The sequence below is a fragment of the Kitasatospora sp. NPDC032150 genome (assembly GCF_055579945.1).
In genome coordinates this window covers 277,586-300,906 of sequence record NZ_JBVIMH010000004.1, presented here as the reverse complement: position 1 = coordinate 300,906, position 23,321 = coordinate 277,586, and the positions used below count along the sequence as shown (strand labels likewise).

The 23,321-nt window shown below is 72.0% G+C and carries 17 protein-coding genes; 10 read left to right on the top strand and 7 right to left on the bottom strand.

The window, feature by feature from the left end; all coding sequences use genetic code 11:
* Window positions 1-158: 158 nt before the first annotated feature.
* The gene (locus ACZ5ON_RS07595) at window positions 159-2,219 is read left to right on the top strand and encodes a S53 family peptidase (RefSeq protein ID WP_465586837.1); all 2,061 of its coding nucleotides are present in this window, start codon (window positions 159-161) and stop codon (window positions 2,217-2,219) included.
* 67 nt (window positions 2,220-2,286) lie between these two features.
* Here the strand turns inward: ACZ5ON_RS07595 and ACZ5ON_RS07590 are convergent, their stop codons facing one another.
* Window positions 2,287-3,921, bottom strand: a complete 1,635-nt coding sequence (locus ACZ5ON_RS07590) for an acyl-CoA mutase large subunit family protein (protein ID WP_465586834.1) — start codon at window positions 3,919-3,921, stop codon at window positions 2,287-2,289.
* A gap of 120 nt (window positions 3,922-4,041) precedes the next feature.
* Between ACZ5ON_RS07590 and ACZ5ON_RS07585 the strand changes: the two genes are divergently transcribed.
* Together ACZ5ON_RS07585 and ACZ5ON_RS07580 are read left to right on the top strand one after the other, a co-directional pair.
* Window positions 4,042-4,785, top strand: coding sequence for an SDR family oxidoreductase (locus ACZ5ON_RS07585; RefSeq protein ID WP_465586830.1), 744 nt, complete (start codon window positions 4,042-4,044; stop codon window positions 4,783-4,785).
* A 447-nt stretch (window positions 4,786-5,232) separates the two neighbouring features.
* Window positions 5,233-5,727, top strand: coding sequence for a 2-oxo-4-hydroxy-4-carboxy-5-ureidoimidazoline decarboxylase (locus ACZ5ON_RS07580; protein ID WP_465586827.1), 495 nt, complete (start codon window positions 5,233-5,235; stop codon window positions 5,725-5,727).
* 26 nt (window positions 5,728-5,753) lie between these two features.
* Here ACZ5ON_RS07580 and ACZ5ON_RS07575 read toward each other — a convergent pair whose 3' ends face one another.
* On the bottom strand, window positions 5,754-6,473 hold the full coding sequence (locus tag ACZ5ON_RS07575; RefSeq protein ID WP_465586823.1) for a hypothetical protein: 720 nt from the start codon (window positions 6,471-6,473) through the stop codon (window positions 5,754-5,756).
* Between the two features lie 242 nt (window positions 6,474-6,715).
* Here ACZ5ON_RS07575 and sdhC point away from each other — a divergent pair, with 242 nt between their 5' ends.
* The 4 genes from sdhC to ACZ5ON_RS07555 are packed head-to-tail and all read left to right on the top strand — an operon-like array spanning window position 6,716 to window position 10,146.
* Window positions 6,716-7,096: a succinate dehydrogenase, cytochrome b556 subunit gene (gene sdhC / locus ACZ5ON_RS07570; protein ID WP_344638092.1), complete on the top strand. Its 381-nt coding sequence runs from the start codon at window positions 6,716-6,718 to the stop codon at window positions 7,094-7,096.
* Window positions 7,097-7,102: 6 nt separating this feature from the next.
* On the top strand, window positions 7,103-7,594 hold the full coding sequence (locus tag ACZ5ON_RS07565; protein WP_465586817.1) for a succinate dehydrogenase hydrophobic membrane anchor subunit: 492 nt from the start codon (window positions 7,103-7,105) through the stop codon (window positions 7,592-7,594).
* A gap of 36 nt (window positions 7,595-7,630) precedes the next feature.
* Entirely contained in the window at window positions 7,631-9,373 is a 1,743-nt protein-coding gene (gene sdhA, locus ACZ5ON_RS07560) for a succinate dehydrogenase flavoprotein subunit (protein ID WP_465586810.1), read from the top strand.
* Window positions 9,373-10,146 carry a succinate dehydrogenase iron-sulfur subunit gene (locus tag ACZ5ON_RS07555; RefSeq protein ID WP_465586807.1) on the top strand — a complete coding sequence of 258 codons (774 nt, stop codon included), beginning with the start codon at window positions 9,373-9,375 and terminating at the stop codon, window positions 10,144-10,146. Before sdhA ends, ACZ5ON_RS07555 begins: the two co-directional genes overlap by 1 nt.
* Window positions 10,147-10,450: 304 nt before the next feature.
* Here ACZ5ON_RS07555 and ACZ5ON_RS07550 read toward each other — a convergent pair whose 3' ends face one another.
* Window positions 10,451-10,696 carry an SCO4848 family membrane protein gene (locus ACZ5ON_RS07550; protein WP_465586804.1) on the bottom strand — a complete coding sequence of 82 codons (246 nt, stop codon included), beginning with the start codon at window positions 10,694-10,696 and terminating at the stop codon, window positions 10,451-10,453.
* Window positions 10,697-10,831: 135 nt separating this feature from the next.
* Between ACZ5ON_RS07550 and ACZ5ON_RS07545 the strand changes: the two genes are divergently transcribed.
* Entirely contained in the window at window positions 10,832-12,070 is a 1,239-nt protein-coding gene (locus ACZ5ON_RS07545) for a D-alanyl-D-alanine carboxypeptidase family protein (RefSeq protein ID WP_465586801.1), read from the top strand.
* A gap of 268 nt (window positions 12,071-12,338) precedes the next feature.
* On the opposite strand, the gene ACZ5ON_RS07540 is transcribed toward ACZ5ON_RS07545, so the two are convergent.
* From ACZ5ON_RS07540 to ACZ5ON_RS07525, 4 genes are all read right to left on the bottom strand, one after another.
* Entirely contained in the window at window positions 12,339-13,250 is a 912-nt protein-coding gene (locus ACZ5ON_RS07540) for a YihY/virulence factor BrkB family protein (protein ID WP_465586798.1), read from the bottom strand.
* 135 nt (window positions 13,251-13,385) lie between these two features.
* Complete coding sequence (locus tag ACZ5ON_RS07535; RefSeq protein ID WP_465586792.1) at window positions 13,386-15,125, bottom strand: hypothetical protein; 1,740 nt, start codon at window positions 15,123-15,125, stop codon at window positions 13,386-13,388.
* Window positions 15,126-15,310: 185 nt separating this feature from the next.
* On the bottom strand, window positions 15,311-17,305 hold the full coding sequence (locus tag ACZ5ON_RS07530; RefSeq protein WP_465586786.1) for a hypothetical protein: 1,995 nt from the start codon (window positions 17,303-17,305) through the stop codon (window positions 15,311-15,313).
* Window positions 17,306-17,578: 273 nt separating this feature from the next.
* Window positions 17,579-18,595: a glycosyltransferase family 2 protein gene (locus tag ACZ5ON_RS07525; RefSeq protein ID WP_465586782.1), complete on the bottom strand. Its 1,017-nt coding sequence runs from the start codon at window positions 18,593-18,595 to the stop codon at window positions 17,579-17,581.
* 311 nt (window positions 18,596-18,906) lie between these two features.
* On the opposite strand from ACZ5ON_RS07525, the gene ACZ5ON_RS07520 reads away from it, so the two are divergent.
* Window positions 18,907-19,575, top strand: coding sequence for a class I SAM-dependent methyltransferase (locus ACZ5ON_RS07520; RefSeq protein ID WP_465586778.1), 669 nt, complete (start codon window positions 18,907-18,909; stop codon window positions 19,573-19,575).
* A 132-nt stretch (window positions 19,576-19,707) separates the two neighbouring features.
* A complete protein-coding gene (locus ACZ5ON_RS07515; protein WP_465586775.1) occupies window positions 19,708-23,298 on the top strand; it encodes a bifunctional glycosyltransferase/CDP-glycerol:glycerophosphate glycerophosphotransferase in 3,591 nt (1,196 codons plus the stop codon).
* Window positions 23,299-23,321: the final 23 nt, after the last annotated feature.

The window sequence follows — 23,321 nt, the reverse complement described above, 5'->3', positions numbered from 1 at the left end:
GCTTTTGGATGAACTCTTGAGCAGCGCACACGCGTCCGAATAGACAACTACCGCACAGTCAACTTCCCTGCCACAGCTGTGTGAACAGCTCGTGGCTTCCTCCGTCATGCCCCGATGAAGGCGATCTGACGGACCGTTCACAGAAGTGGGGACCCTACGTGCCAGCAGCACGAACCCTGCGCACCCGGGCGGCGGTGGCGGCTCCGGCCGTCGCCGCGCTGATCCTGGGCACGCTCGCGGTCGCGACTCCCGCCGGAGCAGCCACCCCGGTCAACGAGCAGACCGCCAAGGAGCTGCCGGGCAGCCACCCGGCCTGGGCCACCGCGCAGGCCGATGCCGGGGCCGTCGCCGACTCCACCCAGAGCACCGCCCGGGTCTACCTGGCCGGCCAGAACTCCGCCGGGCTGGCCGCGCTGGCCAAGGCCGTCTCGGACGTCAACTCGCCCGACTACGGCAAGTTCCTCTCCGCCGACGACGCCAAGGCCAAGTTCGGCGCCACCCCGGCCCAGGTCAAGGCGGTCACCGCCTGGCTGACCGGCGCCGGCCTCAAGGTCACCGACCAGACCGCGCACTACGTCGAGGTCTCCGGCACCACCGGCCAGCTGGCCAAGGCCTTCGGCGCCCCGATCCACTCGTACCGGACCGCCGACGGCACCCACCGCGCGCCCGCCCGCGACGTCGTGGTCCCCGCCGCCGTCGCCGGCTCGGTGCTGGGTGTCGCCAACCTGACCGACGTCCAGCACAAGGCCGTCTCCCAGGCCGTCTCGGTCAAGGACGCCGAGCAGGCCGGCGCCCAGTCCCGGGCCGCCGCCGCGCCCGAGGCCGCCAAGCCGGACGCCGGCCTGCCGACCGTCCCGACCTGCTCGGACAACGGCTACGCGTCCAAGATCGCCAAGGGTGCCCCGGCCGGGTACGAGAAGAACGAGCCCTTCGCGCCGTGCTCGTACACCCCGGACCAGCTGCGCAAGGCGTACGGCATCACCGATGCCAAGGTGACCGGCAAGGGGGCCCGGATCGCCATCATCGACGCCTACGCGCTCGGCACCATGGAGCAGGACGCGAACCACTTCGCGCAGCTGCACGGCGACAAGCCGTTCGCCAAGGGCCAGTACAGCGAGGTCGTCACCAAGGACAAGTGGAACCACCAGACCGACTGCGGTGACTGGTCCGGCGAGGAGGCCCTGGACGTCGAGATGGCGCACGGTCTCGCGCCCGACGCCAAGGTCGTATACGTCGGCGCCGACTCCTGCCTGGACGGCGACCTGAACGCCGCGCTGGCCAAGGTCGTCGACGGCCACCTGGCCGACATCGTCTCCAACTCGTGGGGCGAGATCATGCACGGCAAGAGCGGGGACCTGGACCCGGCCGTGATAGCCGCCGACAACCAGCTCTTCGAGCTCGGTGCCGTCGAGGGCATCAGCTTCACCGTCTCCAGCGGTGACTGCGGCAACGACTCGCCGCAGGCCGCCGCGACCGGTGTCAACTGCGAGAAGGACACCAACCAGGCGCAGGCCCAGTGGCCGTCCTCCTCGCCGTGGGTCACCTCGGTCGGCGGCACCGCCCTGGAGCTCGCCGACAAGAAGGGCAAGTACGGCCACGAGGTCTCCATGGGCGACCTGCGCTCGGTGCTCTCGGCCGACGGCAAGTCCTGGACCCCGAAGCCCGGCACCTTCTACTTCGGCGGTGGCGGCGGCGTCTCCAAGGACTTCCAGCAGCCCTGGTACCAGAAGGGCGTCGTGCCGAAGTCCGTCTCCATGACGGCTGCCGACGGCACCAAGTCCCTCACCCCGCTGCGCGCCACCCCGGACGTCGCGATGAGCGGTGACCTGGTCGCGGCCACCCTGGTCGGCTACACCGACAAGGGCACCTACAGCGAGGGCGGCTACGGCGGCACCTCGGTCTCCTCGCCGGAGTACGCGGCCATCCTGGCCGACACCATCCAGGAGCGCGGCGGCCGGGCGATCGGCTTCGCCAACCCCGCCATCTACGACCGGGCCGGCACCAAGGCGTTCAACGACGTCAACGACGCCGCCGTGCGCACCCCGCGCGGCAACGTGGTCGACCTCGGCATGGTCGGCGGCTCGCTCAAGGTCCGCCTGTACAAGATCGGCGCCGACTACGGTCTGACCGCGAAGAAGGGTTACGACACCGCGACCGGCGTCGGCACCCCGAACGGCGTGGACTTCTTCAAGTCCTTCAAGCTGCCCAGGAAGAACTGACGCGGCGCACCACCCGAACGCCCCCGGGCCCTCTGCGGCCCGGGGGCGTTCGCCTTCCCGGTCGGTCTCAGAAGCGCTCGACGGGCGCGTACGTCCCCCAGATCTCGCGCAGCGCGTCGCAGACCTCGCCGACGGTGGCCCTCGCCGCCAGCGCCTCCCGCATCGGGTACAGCACGTTGTCACTGCCGCGGGCCGCCCGGCGCAGCGCGGTCAGCGCCCGGTCCACCGCCGAACCGTCCCGCCGCGCACGGAGGACGGCCAGCCGCTCGGCCTGCCGCGCCTCGATCGCCGGGTCCACCCTGAGCGGCTGGTAGGGCTCCTCGGCGTCCAGCCGGAAGCGGTTGACCCCGACCACGGTGCGCTCGCCGGAGTCGGTCTCCTGCTGGATGCGGTAGGCGGTGCGCTCGATCTCGCCCTTCTGCCAGCCCCGCTCGATCGCGGCCACCGCACCGCCCAACTCCTCGACCCTGGCCATGAGTCCGAGTGCGGCCGCCTCCAGGTCGTCGGTCATCGACTCCACCGCGTAGCTGCCCGCGAACGGGTCCACGGTGGCGGTGACGTCGGTCTCGTACGCGAGCACCTGCTGGGTGCGCAGCGCGAGCCTGGCGGCCTTCTCGGTGGGCAGCGCGATGGCCTCGTCATAGCTGTTGGTGTGCAGCGACTGGGTACCGCCGAGCACCGCGGCGAGCGCCTGCACCGAGACCCGGACCAGGTTCACCTCCGGCTGCTGGGCGGTGAGTTGGACCCCCGCGGTCTGGGTGTGGAAGCGCAGCATCTGCGACTTGGGGTTCTCCGCCCCGAACTCCTCCCGCATCACCCTGGCCCAGATCCGCCTGGCCGCACGGAACTTGGCGACCTCCTCCAGGAGGGTGGTGCGGGAGACGAAGAAGAAGGACAGGCGCGGCGCGAAGTCGTCCACGTCCATCCCGGCGGCGACGGCGGTGCGCACGTACTCGATGCCGTTGGCCAGCGTGAAGGCGATCTCCTGCGCGGGGTCCGCCCCCGCTTCGGCCATGTGGTAGCCGGAGATCGAGATGGTGTTCCACCTCGGGATCTCGGCCCGGCAGTACCGGAAGACGTCCGCGACCAGGCGCAGGCTGGGCTTCGGCGGGAAGATGTACGTGCCGCGCGCGATGTACTCCTTCAGCACGTCGTTCTGGACCGTGCCGCTCAGCCGGCCGGGCGCCACCCCCTGTGCCTCGCCGACCAGTTGGTAGAGCAGCAGGAGCAGGGCCGCGGGTGCGTTGATGGTCATCGAGGTGGACACCTCGCCCAGCGGGATGCCGTCGAACAGGACGTCCATGTCCTCGACCGAGTCGATCGCCACCCCGACCTTGCCGACCTCGCCAGCCGCGATCGGGGCGTCCGAGTCGTACCCCATCTGGGTCGGCAGGTCGAAGGCGACCGACAGGCCCGTGGTGCCGTGGGCGATCAGCTGCCGGTACCGGGCGTTGGACTCGGCGGCGGTCCCGAAGCCGGCGTACTGGCGCATGGTCCACGGCCTGCCGGCGTACATCGTCGGGTAGACCCCCCGGGTGAAGGGGTACTCGCCGGGCCGGCCGAGCCCGGCCCGCGCGTCCCAGCCTTCGAGGTCTTCGGGGCCGTACACCGGCGCGATCGGGAGGCCGGACTCGGTGCGGCGGGGATCGGTGCGGCGGGGGCCAGTACGGCGGGGATCAGTACGGCGTGGGTCGGCTGCCATGCGGGGCCTCTGCGGGATGGAAGGTGCCTTGACCGCAATGTAGTGGGGGACGGAAGGCGGCGCCGGTCGTACGCGTTGAGATGATCGGTTCCAACGACCGGATCTTTCCCAGGAGTGGCAATGACCGAGCAGAAGGTGGCCGTGGTCACCGGTGCGAGCAGCGGTATCGGCGCGGCGACCGCCAAACGGCTGGCCGCGGACGGATTCGACGTGGTCCTCGCCGCCCGCCGGACCGAGCGGATCGAGGCGCTGGCCAAGGAGATCGGCGGCCGCGCCTACACCCTGGACGTCACCGACCGCGCCGCCGTCGACGCCTTCGCCGCCGAGGTCGGCCGGGTGGACGTCCTGGTCAACAACGCGGGCGGGGCGATCGGCGCGGAGCCGGTGGAGAGCGGCGACCCGGACGACTGGCGGGCCATGTACGAGGTCAACGTGATCGGCGTGCTGCAGATGACCCAGGCGCTGCTGCCCGCCCTGCGGGCGAGCGGCGACGGCACGGTGCTGGTGCTCTCCTCCACCGCCGCACTGGCCGCCTACGAGGGCGGCGGCGGGTACGTCGCGGCCAAGCACGCCGCGCACACCATCGCCGCGACACTCCGGCTCGAACTGTGCGGCGAGCCGATCCGGGTGATCGAGATCGCCCCCGGCATGGTCAGGTCGGAGGGCTTCGCGGTGACCAGGTACCGCGGGGACGAGGAGAAGGCCGCCGCGGTGTACGCGGGCGTGGCCGAGCCGCTCACCGCCGAGGACATCGCGGACACCGTCTCCTGGGCCGTCACCCGGCCCTCGCACGTCAACATCGACCTGCTGGTGGTCCGCCCGCGCGCCCAGGCCGCCAACCACAAGGTCCACCGCGTGCTGTAGCGCGGACGAGGCTCCTCCGGGCGGCGGGGCGCGGGCCCGCCGCCCACCGTCCCGCGCGCTTCCCGCGCCCCCGTCCGCCCGGGTACCCCTTGGGAACGCCCTGCCCCTGGGGCCCTGGGACGTGACCCATTGGTGTCAACGTCACAACTTGATAGCTCGGTCGAGTGAATTCTGCGCGCCGCCTCCACAACTGGTGAGCACTCAACTACCGTTGTCCCGCTGCCGGGTCGGACCTCCTGACACCCGGCCCGGCTCGCTCCCACAGGTCGGTCGCGCCATCGCACAGCACGTATGTCCGTGCGCGCACCCGCCCCTGCCTGCTCCCCTCACGAGGAGGACCCGCTGGCCAGCGACATCCCGCCGCAGCGACCCGATCCTCCCCCGGACCCCGTCCGGGGGGACCCGCCCCCAGACTTCGTCCGGGGGGACCCCCGATCGACGCCGTCCTTGCTCGGGCTTCACCGCTTCAACGAGGCCGACCCCGGCGCGGCGGAGGAGGCCCTGCTGGCCTGCTGCGGCAGCCACCGATGGGCCCTGCGACTCGCCGCCCACCGCCCCTACCCCGACATAGAGTCCCTGCTCGCCGCCGCGAGCGAGGCCTCGTACGACCTGCGTCCGGCCGATCTGGCCGAGGCGCTGGCGGACGAGAGCTGGATGCCGCAGCCGCTGCTGGGGATGCGCGCACCCGGCAGCCAGGCGGCCCACACCGCCCTGCGGGCCGCACACGCCGCGTACGAGGCGCGGTTCGGCCATGTCTTCGTGGTGTGCCTGGACGGCATCGACCCCGAGGAGATGCTCGACGCCGTGCTGAGCTCGATCCGCACCCGGTTGGCGAACGACCCGGACGAGGAGCGCCTGACCGCCGCCGAGGAGCTCCGCCGGATCGCCCTGACCAGGCTGGAACACCTGGTCGCCACCCACGAGGCCAGCCCGGCCCGCTAGGGCCTGGCTCGGCGCGCCACCCGCCGCTACTGCTGCTGCGCCTTCCACAGCTTGGCCACCTGCGCCTGGACCAGCCCCTGGTCGGGCGCGGGGGCCGGGTTCCCGCCCGCCCCGACGGTGGTGAACACCGCCAGTACCGTGCCGGCCCGCGCCAGCAGGGCGCGCTGGACGAGCGAGGTGGCGTCGGATTCATTCGTGAGGGTGAACGCGCTGGCGCCGTCCGCTCCCTCCGGTGTGGGCGTGTCGATCCTGGACAGCCGGTGCCTGGTACGGACCACGGCCCCCTTACCGCCCGCCGGCCCGGCGCTCCGCGCGGTCGAGGTGAAGCTGCCGCACTGCGCCAGCACCCGGTCCAGCTCGCCCTGGATGTCGGCGGCCCGGCCGGACTCGAAGGCCAGCAGGCCGGCGTAGACACTGCCCCCGGGGTCGGCGGCGAGCGCGACGCCGAGATCGGTCTCGGCGATCGGGCCGGAGGCCGCCTTGCCCGGCGCCATCGCGTCGAGCACCGGCTGGCAGGCCGCCACGTCGGAGGTCTGGCGGTCGGCGCCCTGGGCGGTCTGCCGGCCCGGGGCCATCAGGGTGACGCTGTATCCGTGACCGAGGTCGCCGTCGGTGACGGCGGCGGTCCTCAGCTGCTCGGCGGTGAGCGGCCGGGGTGCCCGGTCGGACGAGGGGGCTACGGTGGCGCAGCCGGCCGCCAGCGCGAGCAGCGCACAGCTCAGGACACTCAGGGGACGGTGGGGCACGGCGGTCCTCGACGGCGGGGAGCGGACGGTGGATCGCACCGTAGCGCAGTCTTGCCGTCACCCAGGGTGACAGTTCCCGGCTCGGCTAGCCCGTACGTGCCTGATTGATCACACCTGACACCCCCGGAGGCGTCTGACGACACGGCGTCGATAGGATGCTGGCGGCCGGTGGACCGTACCCGGCCGGGCTGACCGACACCGAAGCCGGCCGAGCCCCCGAATCCGCTTCCGGAGGGTTTTCCGTGCCGGCTGGAACGCTGTACCGCGGCCGGGAAGGCATGTGGAGCTGGGTGGCTCACCGAGTCACCGGCGTCCTCATCTTCTTCTTCCTGTTCGCACATGTCCTCGACACCGCACTGGTGCGGGTGTCGCCGCAGGCGTACGACTCCGTCATCGCGACGTACAAGACGCCGCTCGTGAACCTGATGGAGTACGGCCTCACCGCCGCCATCCTGTTCCACGCCCTGAACGGCCTGCGCGTCGTTGCCGTGGACTTCTGGGCCAAGGGCCCGAAGTACCAGAAGCAGATGCTCTGGACCGTCGTCGGCGTCTGGGTCGTCCTGATGGCCGGCGCCTTCTACCCGATCCTGCAGCACACCCTTCGCACCTGGTTCGGGGGCTGATCCCAGATGGCTACTGAGACCACCGACACGCTGGTCGTCCCGTCCGCCCAGGCCCACACCGGCCAGGGCCTGGGGACCGGCAACCCGGCCGACGCCTTCGTGATCGAGCCGGCCCGTACCCGTACGAAGAAGACCCCGCGCCGTACGCGCACCAACTTCGAGATGCTCGCCTGGCTGTTCATGCGCCTGTCGGGTGTCGTCCTGGTCGTCCTGATCCTGGGCCACCTGCTGATCAACATCGTCCTCGACGGCGGTGTCTCCAAGATCAGCTTCGCCTTCGTGGCCGGCAAGTGGGCCTCGCCGTTCTGGCAGGGCTGGGACCTGCTGATGCTGTGGCTGGCCATGCTGCACGGCGCCAACGGCATGCGCACGGTCATCAACGACTACGCGGAGAAGGACTCCACTCGCATGTGGCTGAAGCTCCTCCTGGGTGCCGCGACCGTCTTCACGGTCCTTCTCGGCACCCTGGTGATCTTCACCTTCGACCCCAACATCTAAGTCGGTAGCGAGCCCACAGCGAGGCGACTAACCCCCATGCAGATTCACCAGTACGACACCGTCATCGTCGGCGCGGGCGGCGCCGGCATGCGCGCGGCCATCGAGTCGACGCAGCGCAGCCGCACCGCCGTGCTGACCAAGCTCTACCCCACCCGGTCCCACACCGGCGCGGCCCAGGGCGGCATGTGCGCCGCCCTCGCCAACGTCGAGGAGGACAACTGGGAGTGGCACACCTTCGACACGGTCAAGGGTGGTGACTACCTGGTCGACCAGGACGCCGCCGAGATCATGTGCAAGGAGGCCATCGACGCCGTCCTCGACCTGGAGAAGATGGGTCTCCCCTTCTCCCGGACCGAGCAGGGCCGGATCGACCAGCGCCGCTTCGGCGGCCACTCCCGCAACCACGGTGAGGCCCCGGTCCGCCGCTCCTGCTACGCGGCCGACCGCACCGGCCACATGATCCTCCAGACGCTGTTCCAGAACTGCGTCAAGCACGGCGTCGAGTTCTTCAACGAGTTCTACGTCCTCGACCTGCTCATCAACGAGGGCAGGACCGCCGGCGTCGTCGCCTACGAGCTGGCCACCGGTGAGATCCACGTCTTCCAGGCCAAGGCGGTCGTCTTCGCCTCCGGCGGCACCGGCAAGATGTTCAAGGTCACCTCGAACGCCCACACCCTGACCGGTGACGGCCAGGCCGTGGCGTACCGCCGTGGTCTGCCGCTGGAGGACATGGAGTTCTTCCAGTTCCACCCGACCGGCATCTGGCGCATGGGCATCCTGCTCACCGAGGGTGCCCGCGGCGAGGGCGGCATCCTGCGCAACAAGGACGGCGAGCGCTTCATGGAGCGCTACGCCCCCGTCATGAAGGACCTCGCGTCCCGTGACGTCTGCTCGCGCGCCATCTACAGCGAGATCCGCGAGGGTCGCGGCTGCGGTCCGGACGGCGACCACGTCTACCTGGACCTGACCCACCTGCCGCCGGAGCAGCTGGACGCCAAGCTCCCGGACATCACCGAGTTCGCCCGCACCTACCTCGGCATCGAGCCCTACACGGACCCGATCCCGATCCAGCCCACCGCGCACTACGGCATGGGCGGCATCCCGACCAACGTCGAGGGTGAGGTGCTGAAGAACAACACCGACATCGTCCCGGGCCTGTACGCGGCCGGCGAGGTCGCCTGCGTCTCGGTGCACGGCGCCAACCGCCTGGGCACCAACTCGCTGCTGGACATCAACGTGTTCGGCCGCCGCGCGGGCATCGCCGCCGCCGGGTACGCCGAGAAGCACGACTTCGTCGAACTGCCGGCCGACCCGGGCAAGCTCGTCCAGGACATGGTCGACGGCCTGCGCGAGTCCACCGGCACCGAGTCGGTGGCCCAGCTCCGCAAGGAGCTGCAGGAGTCCATGGACGCCAACGCGTCCGTGTACCGCACCGGTGACACCCTGAAGCAGGCGGTCAAGGACGTTCGCAACCTGCGCGAGCGGTACAAGAACGTCGCCATCCAGGACAAGGGCATGCGCTACAACACGGACCTCCTGGAGGCCGTGGAGCTGGGCAACCTGCTCGACCTGGCCGAGGTGCTGGTCGTCTCCGCACTGGCCCGCGAGGAGTCCCGCGGCGGTCACTACCGCGAGGACTTCCCCAAGCGCGACGACGAGAAGTTCATGCAGCACACCATGGCGTACCAGGAGGTTGCCGCGGACGGCAGCACCTCGATCCGCCTCGACTACAAGCCGGTCGTGCAGACCCGCTACCAGCCGATGGAGCGTAAGTACTGATGAGCACTCCGACCGTGGAGAAGCACTCGGCCGCTCTGGACGCGGCCGAGTCGGGTGCCTCCCAGCTGATCACCGTCACCCTCCGGATCCGCCGGTTCAACCCGGAGGAGCACCCGGACCCGGTGTGGGTCGACTACCAGCTGGAGATGGACCCCAAGGAGCGCGTCCTGGACGCCCTCAACAAGGTCAAGTGGGAGCAGGACGGCACCCTCACCTACCGCCGTTCCTGCGCGCACGGCATCTGCGGCTCCGACGCGATGCGGATCAACGGCCGCAACCGGCTGGCGTGCAAGACCCTGATCAAGGACGTCAACCCGGAGAAGCCGATCACGGTCGAGGCCATAAAGGGTCTCGCGGTCCTCAAGGACCTGATCGTGGACATGGACCCGTTCTTCCAGGCGTACAAGGACGTCATGCCGTTCCTCATCACCAAGGGGAACGACCCGACCCGCGAGCGCCTGCAGTCCCAGGAGGACCGCGAGCGGTTCGACGACACCACCAAGTGCATCCTGTGCGCCGCGTGCACGTCGTCCTGCCCGGTCTTCTGGAACGACGGCCAGTACTTCGGCCCCGCCGCCATCGTCAACGCGCACCGCTTCATCTTCGACTCGCGTGACGAGGGCGCCGAGCAGCGCCTGGAGATCCTCAACGACCGTGAGGGCGTGTGGCGTTGCCGCACCACCTTCAACTGCTCCGAGGCCTGCCCCCGTGGCATCGAGGTCACCAAGGCGATCCAGGAAGTGAAGCGGGCCCTGGTGACCCGCCGCTTCTAGTCGCCCAGCCCCGAGGGCCCGTCCGGTCGAACCGGACGGGCCCTCGGGCGTTTTCGTCAGGACAGGACGCCGAGGTCCTTCGGCGCGGCGAAACCGTGGAAGGTCAGCAGGTGCCGCTCGGCGGTCACCGCAGCAGGCCGGTGGCCAGTGCCGCGGTGGCGGCGGCGGCCAGCAGCCGCGGAGAGAGGGCCGTGGATCGGCGCACTGAATTTCCCCCACCCGAGGTCGAAATGCGTGCGCCGGACGGGCGCACGGCGCAGATCTCGGCAGTGCCGGAATGGTGGGGGCAATCGGTTCGGAAGGGTCAGTCCTCGCGGGGCGCGCGCAGGCCGCGCACACCGATGCCGCCGATCACGAGGCCGAGGACCAGGGAGGTGACGGCGAGCAGGAGGTGGATCCAGAAGAAGGCGGTGGGCTGGGAGTGGTCGCCGCCCACGAAGGCCTGGCCGCCGGAGTCCTTCCAGAGGTTCTTCACGAAGGTGGTCCAGATGATCAGGGACCAGACGCCGAAGGCGGCGAGGAACCAGGAGGCGCGGCGGCTGAGCTTCATGGGGCGTCCTTGGGCGGGAGGGGCGGTCTGGTTCCAGTATGCGGAGTCGGCCGGACGGCCCAGCGACCGGCACTCTTCGGAGGGACGGATGCGGCGCGGCGACCGAGCCAGTGGCGACCCGGGTACGTTCACTTCGTGCGATCAGCCTGTCACCTTGCGTACCGCTGCGCGGCGGTCGCCGCCGCCGTCTCGCTCTGCGCCGCCGCGGCGGCCCCCCTCGACGAGCAGCCGCCACCGGGCCTGTCGAAGATCGGCGGCGCCCGGCTCGCCCTGACCGGCGTCCAGGTCTCCCCCAAGGCCGGGGCTCCGGCCCTTCCGGAGGGTCTGACCGGCCGTGCCTGGCTGGTGGCGGACGCCGTGAGCGGCGAGGTGCTGGCGGCCCAGAACGCCCATGCGCGGCTGCCGCCGGCCAGCACGCTGAAGATGCTGTTCGCGGACACCGTGCTGCCCAGGTTCCCGCGCGATCAGGTGCACAGGGTCGCCCACGGGGAGCTGGCCAGCCTCGGCGCGGGCAGCAGCCTGGTCGGGGTGAAGGAGGACCTCGACTACCGGGTCGAGGACCTGTGGCGCGGCGTCTTCCTGAGCTCGGGCAATGACGCGGTGCACGTGCTCGCCCACATGAACGGCGGGATCGACAAGACCGTCGCCCAGATGCAGGCCAGGGCGGACGCGATGGGCGCCCGTGACACCCATGTGGTCTCCCCCGACGGCTACGACGCGGAGGGCCAGCTCTCCTCGGCGTACGACCTGACGCTGTTCGCCAGGGCCGGACTGCGCAACACGGACTTCCGCTCGTACTGCTCGACCAAGCAGGCCACCTTCCCCGGCGCCTACGACAAGACCACCGGCCAGCGCGCCAGCTACGGCATCACCAACACCGACCGGCTGCTCGGCCACTACCCCGGCCTGATCGGCGTCAAGAACGGCTACACCACCAACGCGGGCTCCACCTTCGTCGGCGCCGCCGAGCGCGACGGCCGGACCCTGCTGGTCGCGGTGATGCACCCCGAGACGTACATGAAGGTGTACGAGGAGACGGCGGCGCTGCTCGACTGGGGCTTCGCGGCCGGGGGCAAGGTCGCTCCGGTGGGGCACCTGGTGGACGAGTCCGCCGGGAAGGCCGAGGGCCCGGGCGGCCGGGAGGCGCACGGCGCGGCGGGGACCCGGGCCGTGCGGGCCGTGCGGGCCGCACGGGACGAGGTGGACGCCGGCGGCTGGATCGCCGCCGGGCTGTGCGGGGCGGCCGGGGCGGCCGCGCTGTGCGGGCTGCTGGTGCGGCGCCGTCTGGCCCGGACCAGGCCCCTGCGGGCCGTCGGGTCCGGGCCCGACGGCCCGGAACAGCCGGTGGGTGCGACCCCGGGGTCGCACGACTGACCGGGCGAACGGTCCGGGGGCACGGGGCTGCCGGGGCAGGCCGGGTGCGCGACCGGTCCGCCCCGCAGGTACGGCTCTTGTTTGCCGAGCTCCAGGATGTCGCCCCCGGCCCCGGCAGCGGTCTGACGCTCCAGCAGCCAGCCGAACACCTCCTGGTCGGCCTTCCAGAACCACCCCGGCACGTCGTCCGGAGTACGGGGCGTGGCGGCGGGGGCGGTGTCGGCGCTGGTCAATGAGTGCCTCCGGGGAAGGGTAGGCGGGGGGAGGGTCAGTCCTGGGTGGCGGCCAAGGCGGTTCTGGCCTGTTCGGCGGCGCGCTCACGAGCGGCTTCGGGGTCGTCCAGGGCGGTCCAGGAGACGCAGTACATCAGTAGCCGGGAAACGAAGTTGATCCAGAGCAGCAGGGCGATCGGAACGCCGAAAGCCCCGTAGACGCTCCGGCCCGCCACCCTGCTGAGGTACGACGCGAGCGCAACCTTCAGCACCTCGAAACCCACCGCGCCGATCAGCGCGCCGGACAGTACGGCCCGACGGCGCTGCCCGCCGATCCTGGGGAACGGGCTCAGCAGGTAGGCGAACAGCACCAGGTCGGCGGCGACCGCGATCAGGAAGCCGACGACGGCCAGCAGATAGCGGCCGGGGCCGCTCTGGGACAGGCCGAGCCACCCGGCGAGGCGCTGGGCCAGCGTGCTGCCGACGGCGGAGGAGACCACCGAGACGGCACAGACCACACCGAGGCCCACCAGGACCACGCAGTCCCAGACCTTGCGCAGGATGAAGTTGCCGCTCTCCTCCGGGAGTTGCCAGATGTCACGGATCGATCCGCGCATGGTGTTCACCCAGCCGAGGCCGGAGAGCAGCAGCACCACGCCGCTGACCACGCCGATGGTCCCGGCGTTGGCGGCCACCTCGTTCAGGTCGAGCGAGTTGGCGACCCCGGGCAGTTGCTTGGCGATGTCGCCCTGCAGCTGCTGCACGCGCGCGTGCGAGAGCGTCCCGACGGCGACCGCCATGGCCACCGTGAGCAGCGGGAAGAGCGCGAGGAAGCCGAAGAAGGTGACGGCCCCGGCGAGACGGTTGCTCTTGAGGGCGGTGAAGTGCTCGTACACGCGGTAGGGGCGGCTGCGCAGCGCTCGGGCCACCACCGGGCCGATCAGCGGCAGTCGGGTCAGAAAGTCCATCGGCGCACTCCCGCCCCGGCAGGGCAGTCGACAGGGACAGTGGACGGTAGGGGCGGACAGGCGGAGCAGAGACCCTGTATAGCCCGGCCGGCCGACGGCGTGGCACCGGGCTCCGTGGACGGGCCGTTGCGGGCCTCAATCGGGCCGGTCGGTGAACGGCGCCGTGCCCCCGCAGTAGGTCGGCCAGTCCTTGGCCTCGACGTTGCCGCACCAGAGCCGGGTGTCCCTGCTGTCCTGCGGCCGCCAGTCCGGGTGCGGTGCGGCGCAGGTGTGGCCCGGAGCGTACGACGGGCAGCTGCCGTCGGCTCGTTGCAGCAGGTGCGCGCGGTAGGCGTCGATGCCCATGGTGTCGGTCTGCGGGCCCTGCGGCATGTACCGGTTGGCGGACCAGGACGCGGCCATCGCCCCGAACACGGCGAGCGAGCAGAGCGAGCCCGCCGCCAGGCGCCGGCCGAGGAAGCGCGGGAGCTTCACCCGCCGCTCGGCGGTCAGCCGCAGCCAGGCATCGCGGGCCCCGCCGGCGAGCAGCATGGCGGAGAGCACGGTGAGGGCGATCAGCGCGTACAGGATCAGCCAGGTGGTGCGCGGGTAGAGCATGACGGCCTGGTCGCGCTCCATGTGCCCGGCGAACCAGAAGCGCAGCAGCCAGGCGCCGGCCAGGCAGCCGACGGCGGCGATCACCGGGGGCCGGCGCAGGCCGAGGGCCAGGGCGAGGCCGAGACCGGTCAGCACGAGCAGCGCGAAGGTGGTCTGTCCGGCGAGTTCCCCGGGCGGCGGCCAGGCCCAGGCGGCGGGCCAGCCGGAGCGGTCGGAGCGCCAGCCGAGGACGTACGCCGGGTCGATGTAGACGTCGAAGTAGGCGTAGCGGTCCACGGTGTCGGCGCCGTGCTCGGCGAGCTTGACCAGCAGCGGCGAGCCGACCGCGGCGGCGGTGGCCGCGGCGGCGCCGAGCAGGCCGGCCGCCCTGGCCAGGGCGGCGGAGCCCTGACGCCACGGTACGAGCAGCAGGACGGCCACCAGGACACCGGGGGCGGACCAGACGAACCAGCCCGAGTAGAGCAGGAAGAGCAGACCGAGGACGGCACCGAGGACCGCGCCGCGCAGCACCGCGGTGCGGACGGACATCCTCGGCGCGTGGACGAGTTCGGTGAGCAGGCGGCCGATCAGCGGCAGCAGCACCACCATCACCAGGTGGCTGTACGGCCGGATGGGGTCGAGGAAGAGGATGGCTGCGGGCAGCGCGACGGCCAGTGCCCAGGCGGGGCGGAGCAGGGTGCGCCAGGCGAGGTAGCACAGCGGGCCGAGGACGGCGCTGAGCAGCAGCTGGAGGTCCTTGAGGGCGTAGCCGACGTGGCCGCCGCGCAGGTAGCGGGCCCATTCGGCGAGCAGCACGATGAAACCGGGCGGGTAGACGTCGGGCAGCCCCTCGCCGCGCAGGAAGGACGCGGCGTAGCCCAGCAGGGTGCCCGGGTCGCCGTCCTGACCGCCGAGGCCCCAGGGGGTGCCGCGCAGGGCGACGGCGATGCCGCCTGCGACGATGCCGGTGCCGAGCCCCGCGACGACGGCGCAGCCGAGGCGCAGCACCAGCTGCCAGCGGTGGCCCCGGGCTCGGTGGGCGGCCCACAGGACGGCGGTCAGCAGCGGGACGGCCAGCACGGCGGCCCGGAACTGCAGCACCGCCAGACCGCTGACCTGGCCGACCCTGATCAGCGGGTTCACCCGGATGTTGCGGGACCAGAGCATGAAGCCGACGGCGACGGCGAGGGCGGTGGCCGCCTCCGCCGCCGCGGGCAGCCGGCGGGCCGGTGCTCCGGGTGTGGCCGGCCGCGGGCCGGGTGGGGCGAGGTGCGGTTCTTCGGTTGCCTCGGTGGCCACGTCGGGCATGCTGCTTCGCTTCCGTCGGGGAGGGGGCGCGTAGTGCGGGTACCCGGTCGCACCGTCGGGGGGCACCGCGCGGCCCTCCGGCACTGCCTTCGGCGTAACGAGGTGTCACCCGGGTGGGGCATCGATTTGTGATCCGATTAGCCCGAATGGGGCACCCGAGGTCGCTCACCGACGTTTCATCGGACGATCGGACCGATCAACGGGCGGCCGTCGCCGGTGTAGCGGACCAGGACGACCTCCAGGCGGCCGGCACGGCCCGGCCCGGCGAGCCGCGCGGTGGCGGCCGCCAGGGCGGGGTCGTCGAGGTAGACCCGCAGCGGGGCCGGGGAGCGGTCGGCGAATCGGACGATCTCCTGCGGGGTGTGGCGCCAGCGGCCCCAGATCCAGGCCCGCCAGGAGCGGCCGTTGTCGCGGGCGAGCACCCCGAGCCAGAGGTTGCCCTCGTAGAAGCGCGGGTCCTCGCCCTGCCTCGGCTCGGTGAGCAGCACGCCGATCCCGGGGTCGGGCACCGGGCGGGTGACGTGGACCGCGGTGACCAGGGAGGCGCTGAACGGGGCCGCCCGGTCCCCGTGCAGATAGCCGGCGAACCGGCTGGCGTGCCAGCCGCTGGTCCCGCCGTCGGGCTGGGAGTTGAGCACCAGCGCGGCCAGCACCACGAGGGCGGCGGCCCCGGCCCGGACGGCCCGCGCCGGGTTGCGGGCCGCCGTGCGGCCGCGCCCGGGCGGGCCGAACAGCGGGAGGGCGGCGGCACCGAGCGCGATCAGGCCGACCACGACCAGCTGGTGCAGCAGCTTCTCGTAGTAGTACTCGGTGTGCCCGGTGCTGGCGAGCTGGTACTGGCGCAGGGCGACGACCAGCCCTGCCACCGTGGTCACGGCACAGAGCGCGGCCCGCCGGACGGCGTTTCGCCGGGCCGCCGCGGTGAGCAGCCCGAGGACGGCCGCCGCGAGCAGCGGCAGCAGCAGGTGCCGCACCACCGGCAGCACACCGCCCGGCATCGCCAGCACGGCGGGCGAGTTGGCCTGCCGCCAGTTGGCCAGGACGGGCAGTGCGGCGGCCGTGCCGGTGAGGGCGGCAGCGGCGGCCAGGGCGGCCCGGCCCACCGGCCGCAGGCGGCGGCGGTGCACCACCGCCCAGATCAGCAGCAGCGGGACGGCTGTGACCAGCAGCAGGTAGTACGAGAAGGAGATCCCGACGGTCAGCGCACCCAGCAGCAGCAGTTGTTCGCCGGGGCGGGCGAGCGGACGCAGCACCAGCGCGGTGAGCAGCGCGAACAGGGTGAGGCCGAAGATCTCGCTCTCGAAACCCGAGAGCAGCAGCCCGGTCGCCTCGTCCAGCACCAGGTAGCCGCCGGTCAGCGCGCACAGCGGCATCACCGCCCAGCCGCCGAGCGCCGGCCCCGCCGCCCGGCGGGCCGCCCAGAGCACGGCGGCCACGCAGGCGGCCAGCACCGTCCCGGTGAGCAGGGTGAAGGAGCCGAGGGAAGTGAGCGCGGGCGGTGCTCCGGTGCCGCCGCGTACGAAACCGGTGAGCGCGGCCAGTACCAGGTGGCTGCCCTGCGGGTAGCTCTGGAAGCCGTCCTGCAGGGCGACGGCGGCCTGCTCGCGGTGGAAGACCAGGTAGCCGCCGAACCTGAGCACGGCGTCGTAGAGCGCGAAGTGCCGGGCCAGGTCCTCGCCGTGGAACAGGACGGCCAGGCGGCCGGTGGCGTCCTCGGTGAGCAGCGGGCGCAGACAGCACCAGCCGGCGGCGGCGAAGGCGATCAGCAGCAGGCGGTCGGCGAGCGGGAGGGCGAGTCGGGGCGGCGGCCCGGGGCGGGTCAGCGCGAGGACGGCCAGCGGCAGGGCGGTGGCCTCGGCGAGGGCGACCGGGTGCAGGCCCCACGGCCAGAGCGAGGCGAGGACGCCGAGCAGGCAGCCCCAGCCGGTCAGCAGGCCGGCGGACAGGACCAGCCGGTCGAGCGTCGTGAGGCGGGAGCGGAACCGGGCCGCGGTGGCGCACCAGAGCAGGGCGAGGGTGAGCGGGTCGGCGCGGAGCAGGTGGAGCACCGGCGGGGCGAGGAGCAGTACGGCCGCGGGGACCAGTCCGGGCGCCACCGGCCTGAAGGGACGGGTGAGGTGGGGCCCCGCACCCGTGGAGTCCTCGGGGGCCTGGGTCGCCGCGTCGGGCATGGTGATCCGCTTCCGTCGGTCGTCGAGGCCGGGGCGGAAGCGGCGGCGCTCCGCCGGCGGGCAGGCCCCGGCGCACCGAGGTTGGCACAGTCCGCAGCTCCCCTCCGCCACTTCCGGTCCCCCGCCCGCGACGACCACCCGCATGGGCGACGCCCCGCGCCGGACACCGTCGCTCCGGGGTGCGGGCGGCCGCGCGAGGGAGTGCGCGTACGTCCGGCCGGGCCGCCAGCTCCGCGCTCCGCGCCGCGCCCCCAGTCCCGGGGCGGGCGTGCGTCAGAAGATGCGCCGGGCGGCGAGGGTGGCGGCGTGGCGGGTGCGGGCCAGGGCTCGGACGGTCTGGTAGGCCAGGTAGCGACCCTGGCTGAGGAGCTCGGTCCGGACGCTGCCGGTGCCCGGGGTCGGGTGGTAGTCGGCGGGCCGCAGGCGGGCGCAGTGGCGGGCGGCCCGGCGGAAGTACTCGCGGCGGTCACCCGGGGGGATCCGGCCCGGCTTGCTGACCACGGTGTTGAGGTGGTGCAGCATCCGGCCGTAGACCACGGGCCGCCAGTGGGCGAGGTCCTCCCGGCGGTCGAGGAAGGCGAAGACGCGGTCGTACTGGTCGAAGACGTCGAAGTGCTTGCGGGACGCGGTGGCGAGTATGTTGCCGCCGCTCTCGCGCTGGCGGTAGTGGACGCCGACCTGGTCGAGCACGGTGATCGAGCGGGCGGCGAGCAGAGCCGGGAAGGTCCAGGGGGTGTCCTCGTAGTAGCCGGCCGGGAAGGTCAGGCCCTGCTCGTCGATGTAGCTGCGGCGGTACGCCTTGTTCCAGACCACCATCAGCAGTTCCAGCAGGTCGGGCCGGTCGTCGAGGGTGAAGACCTCCGGTCCCGGGCGGGCGAAGACGGGGGCGGAGCTGCTGCGCACCACGCGGCCGTCCCAGTAGGTCCGGGCGTAGTCGTAGACCAGGATCTCCGGGTCCGCGCAGGCCTTCAGCCGTTCCTCGACGGCCTCGAGCAGGCCGGGGGTGAGGGTGTCGTCACTGTCGAGGAAGATCACGTAGTCGCCGGCGGCGGCCTCCAGGCCGGCGTTGCGGGCGCGGCCGAGTCCGACGTTCTCCGCGAGGTGCAGTACCCGGATGCGGTCATCGCGCTCGGCGGCCCGGTCCAGGACGGCGCCGCTCCCGTCGGGCGAGTGGTCGTCGACCGCGATCAGCTCGAAGTCCGCGAAGGACTGGCTGAGCACCGAGTCGAGACATTCGGTCAGGTACTCCTCGACCTGGTAGACCGGGACGATCACGCTGAAACGGGGCATTGGACTCTTTCCCACGGGGACACGAGGGCCGCCGGAGATCACCGGGCCGCCGACGACGCAGGCCAGGTTCGGCCTGGGGAGACCGGACACGGAACAGCCCGGTTATGGGCATGATCCGTCCCCCGGCGGCCACGACCGACTCTCCCACCAAGCGCGTAACGAATTGGCGCAATCTCGGTTACCAGCGTCGTACCTTCGGGTGAATCACACGAGCGACGACTTCGCCACCCCTCTACTCTCCGTCACAACTCGATCTCCTATCAACCCTGCCGCACCCGGAACCGACCGGCCGCACCCGAGAGGCCACCGCCATGTCCGAAGCCCACGAACCGCCGCAGCCCTCCTCCTCCGCTCCGGGAGCCTCCGCCCCCGGCCGCAGCGGCACCGGGGAGGCGACCGCCGGCGCCTCGTACACCGAGCGGCTGGTCACCCTGGAGCGGTCGGGGTTCAAGCGACTGCTGCCCACCCAGGCCCCCTACCGCTGGAACCTGCGGCGGCTGCGGCTCGGGCGGGTGCTGGACGTCGGCTGCGGGGTCGGCCGGAACCTGCAGCACTGCGCGGCGGGCAGCGTCGGCGTGGACCACAACGAGACCTCCGTGGCCACCGCCCGGGCGCGGGGTCTGGAGGCCTACACCGCGGCCGAGTTCGAGAGCGACGCGGGCCTCACCCGGCCGGGCGCCTTCGACAGCATGCTGGTCGCGCACGTGCTGGAGCACCTGGACGAGGCCACCGGTGCGGAGCTGCTGAAGAGCTACCTCCCGAGTGTCCGCCCGGGCGGGCGGGTGGTGCTGATCACTCCGCAGCCGGCCGGGTACCGCTCGGACCCGACGCACGTCCGCTTCGTCGGCTTCGGCGGCCTGCGCGGGCACGCCGAGAACGCGGGGCTGGCCGTGCTGCACAGCTACTCCTTCCCGCTCCCCGAGGCCGTGGGGCGGGTGTTCAAGTACAACGAGTACGTACTGGTGGCCCGCGTCCCCTGAGCTCCGACCGCGCCCGGTCGCGGCTATTCGGTCACTTTCGGGCGGTACTATCCGCCCGTGTGCCGGCTCTGGACCGCCCATGGTCGGCCCGAGACCGGTCGCCAAGCCCCCGATGAAAGGCCCGCGCAGCCGATGGCCCCCCGCCTCTCCGTCGTCGTCCCGATCTACAACGTCGAGCGCTACCTGGAAGAGTGTCTGGACTCGATCGCGGCACAGACGTATCCCGACTTCGAGTGCGTCATGGTGGATGACGGCTCCAAGGACGGCAGCGCGGCCATCGCCGAGGCGTACGCCGCCAAGGACGCGCGGTTCCGGCTGGTGCGGCAGGAGAACAAGGGCCTGGGCGCGGCCCGCAACACCGGCTACCGGCACATCGCCGAGGGCACCGAGTTCCTGGCCTTCGTGGACAGCGACGACACCCTGCCGCCCAGCGCGTACGAGCTGATGATCGGCACCCTGAACGAGACCGGCTCGGACTTCGCCACCGGCAACGTGCTGCGCTTCCGCGCGATCGGGTACTACCAGTCGGGCGGGCACCGCAAGCCGTTCAAGGAGACCAGGCTGCGGACCCACATCACCGAGATCCCCTCGCTGGTGACCGACCGCACCGCGTGGAACAAGGTCTACCGCCGCTCGTTCTTCGACACCGCCGGTGTGCTCTACCCCGAGGGCATCCTGTACGAGGACGCGCCGGTCAGCGTGCCGCACCACTACCTCGCCCGCAGCGTGGACGTGCTCTCCGAGCCGATCTACCACTGGCGCGAGCGCGAGGTCGGCGAGATGTCGATCACGCAGATGCGGACCAACCCCAAGGGCCTGATCGACCGGGTGAAGTCGATGGAGCTGGTCCGCGCCTGGCTGCTGGAGCAGCAGGACCCCAAGTACCGCCGCTACCTGCGCTCCTACGACGAGAACAACCTGGTCGAGGAGATCCCGATGTTCTTCTCCTCGGTGCTGGAGGGGGACCAGGACTACCGCGACGCCTACCGGGAGTGCGTCAGCCGGCTGCTGCGCGCGATCGGCCCCGAGCAGGTCCGCAAGCTGCGCGCGCCGCTGCGGCTCAAGTACCACCTGACCCTGCAGGGGCGGATGGACGAGCTCGTCGAGCAGTTGCGCTTCGAGAAGGACAGCAACGGCGCCGCCCCGGCGCGCGGTCTGCTCCGCCCGTACGCCGACTACCCGTTCCTGCGCGGCGGCCGCAAGAGCGTGCCGACCGACGTTCTGCGGCTGGACAACGCACTGGTGATGCGCAGCCGGCTCTACGACTCCGCCTGGGAGGACGGCAAGCTGCGGATCACCGGGCACGCCTTCCCCGAGCACCTCGGTGCCGAGCACAAGCACGACATGGTCAAGGTGCTGGTGCTGCGCGAGGCCAAGGGGCACCGGGTGCTGGCCGTGCAGACCAGGGCGGTGTACAGCCCGGAGGCCACCGCCAGCTCCCCGCACGACCTCTACAACTGCGACTGGGCCGGCTTCACCGCCGTGATCGACCCGGGGCGCCTCAAGAGCCGGGGCCGTTGGAAGGACGGCTCCTGGCGGGTGCTGATCGCCGGTTTCGGCAAGGGCGGCGTCTACAAGGGCCGGATCTCCGGCGGCTGGAGCGACACCGCCGAGTACCCGCCGGTGCACTGGGTCGAGGACGACGTCCGGATCGTGCCCTGGCTCAAGGACAACCACGTCTACCTGCGGGTCGAGCAGGTCCGGGCCCGTGCGGTGCAGGTGGGCTCGGCCGGCGGCGAGGTGCACCTGGCCGGCTCGGTGCGCTCAGGTGCCGACCTGGCCGGGGCCGAACTGCGGCTCAAGCACGTCGAGTCGGACCGGGAGCTGCTCTTCCCGCTGAAGCTCGGCGCGCCCGCCGGACGGACCGTACCGTTCACCGCGAGCTTCCCGATCGCCGAGCTGACCGCCGTCCGCGAGGCCTGGGACGCGCTCGACCCGTCCTCCGCCGACCGGATGCGCGACCGCTGGGACACCGAACTGCGGCTGGCCGACGGCTCCACCGTGCCGGTGGTGATAGACGACCGCCGGGCGCCGGCCCAGCTGAACGTGCCGATCGAGCACCGGTCGGCCGGGGCGGCTCCGGGCACCGCGCGCGGCGGTCGGCGGGCGCTCTACTCCAAGCCTTCCCCCAGCGGGTACCTCCAGTTCTGCGACCAGGTGCTGCAGCCGGTCGTCGAGGAGGTCACGGCCGCCCGGGACGACGACGGCTTCCTGCTCAGCGGCAGCTTCCCGCTGCCGGGAACGCACAGGTACGAGCTGGTGATCCGGCACAACTGGCAGGAGGAGGAGCACAGTTACCCGGTGGAGATCGCCGAGGGCCGGTTCCGGGCCGCGCTGCCCGCCGTGCCCACCGCATCCTTCGCCGGGGAGGTACCGCTGCGCAGGGGCACCTGGGAGGTCTTCTTCCGGCCGGCCGGCGCCGCCGCCGCCGACGGCGCCTGGCCGCAGGTGGTGCTGGCGCCGTCCTGCCACGGCTCGCTGCCGCTGGAGGTGGAGGCCAGGGGCAAGCGGATCGCCCTGGAGCGCCGCCGCCACGACATCCTCTCGCTGGAGGCGCACGCCGACCTGCTGCCGGAGGAGCGCAGCGGCTACCGGCAGCGGCAACTGCGCCATGAGTTCGCCGAGTTCCAGCGCCGTCCGCTGACCGACACGGTGCTCTACCTCGCCTCCAGGACCGGGCGGTACGGCGGCTCGCCGCGCGCCGTGCACGAGGAACTGGTCCGCCGCGGCGAGAAGCTGCGCCACCTGTGGACCGCCGACGACCGGCAGGCCGACCTGCCGCGGACCGCGGAGTCGATCCGGTGGGAGTCCACCGAGTGGTTCGAGGCGCTGGCCACCGCCAAGTACGTGGTGACCGGCGACCATCTGCCCGAGTTCTTCGAGCGCCGCCCGGGCCAGGTGGTGCTGCAGACCTGGCACGGCACCCCGCTGAAGCGGATCGGCCACGACTTCGAGAAGGTCTGGTTCACCGACGCCCAGTACCTGCGGCACCTGGAGCACGAGGTACCGCAGTGGAGTCTGCTGGTCGCGGCCAACCGCTGGTCTGCGCCGGTGCTGCGGCGGGCCTTCGGCTACCAGGGCGAGATCCTGGAGAGCGGCTACCCGCGCAACGACCTGCTGTTCGCCTCCGACCGGGAGAAGACCGCCGAGCGGGTGCGCGAGCGGCTCGGGCTGCCCGAGGGCAGGAAGGTGGTGCTGTACGCGCCGACCTTCCGCGAGGACCGGCGCCGCCCGCAGGGCGGCTACCAGCTGGACCTGCGGCTCGACCTGGCCGCCGCGCAGGCGGCCCTCGGCGAGGACCAGGTGCTGCTGGTCCGCAGCCACGAGGTGATGTGCGGCCAGATCCCGGGCGCCGGCAACGGCTACCTCTGGGACGTCGGCACCTACCCCGACACGGCCGAACTGCTGCTGATCGCCGACGTGCTGGTGACCGACTACTCCTCGGTGATGTTCGACTTCGCCAACACCGGCCGCCCGATGCTCTTCTTCACCCACGACCTCGCCCACTACCGGGACGACCTGCGCGGTTTCTACTTCGACTTCGAGGCCGAGGCCCCGGGACCGCTGCTCGCCACCTCCGACCAACTCATCGACGCCCTGGGCCGGGTGGAGGCACTCGCCGCCGAACACGCCGACAGGTACGCCGCGTTCCGCGAGCGCTACTGCGACCTGGACGACGGCCAGGCCTCGGCCCGAGTGGCGGATGCCCTGCTGAAGAACTGAGCCGAAAAGCCGAAAATAAAAAC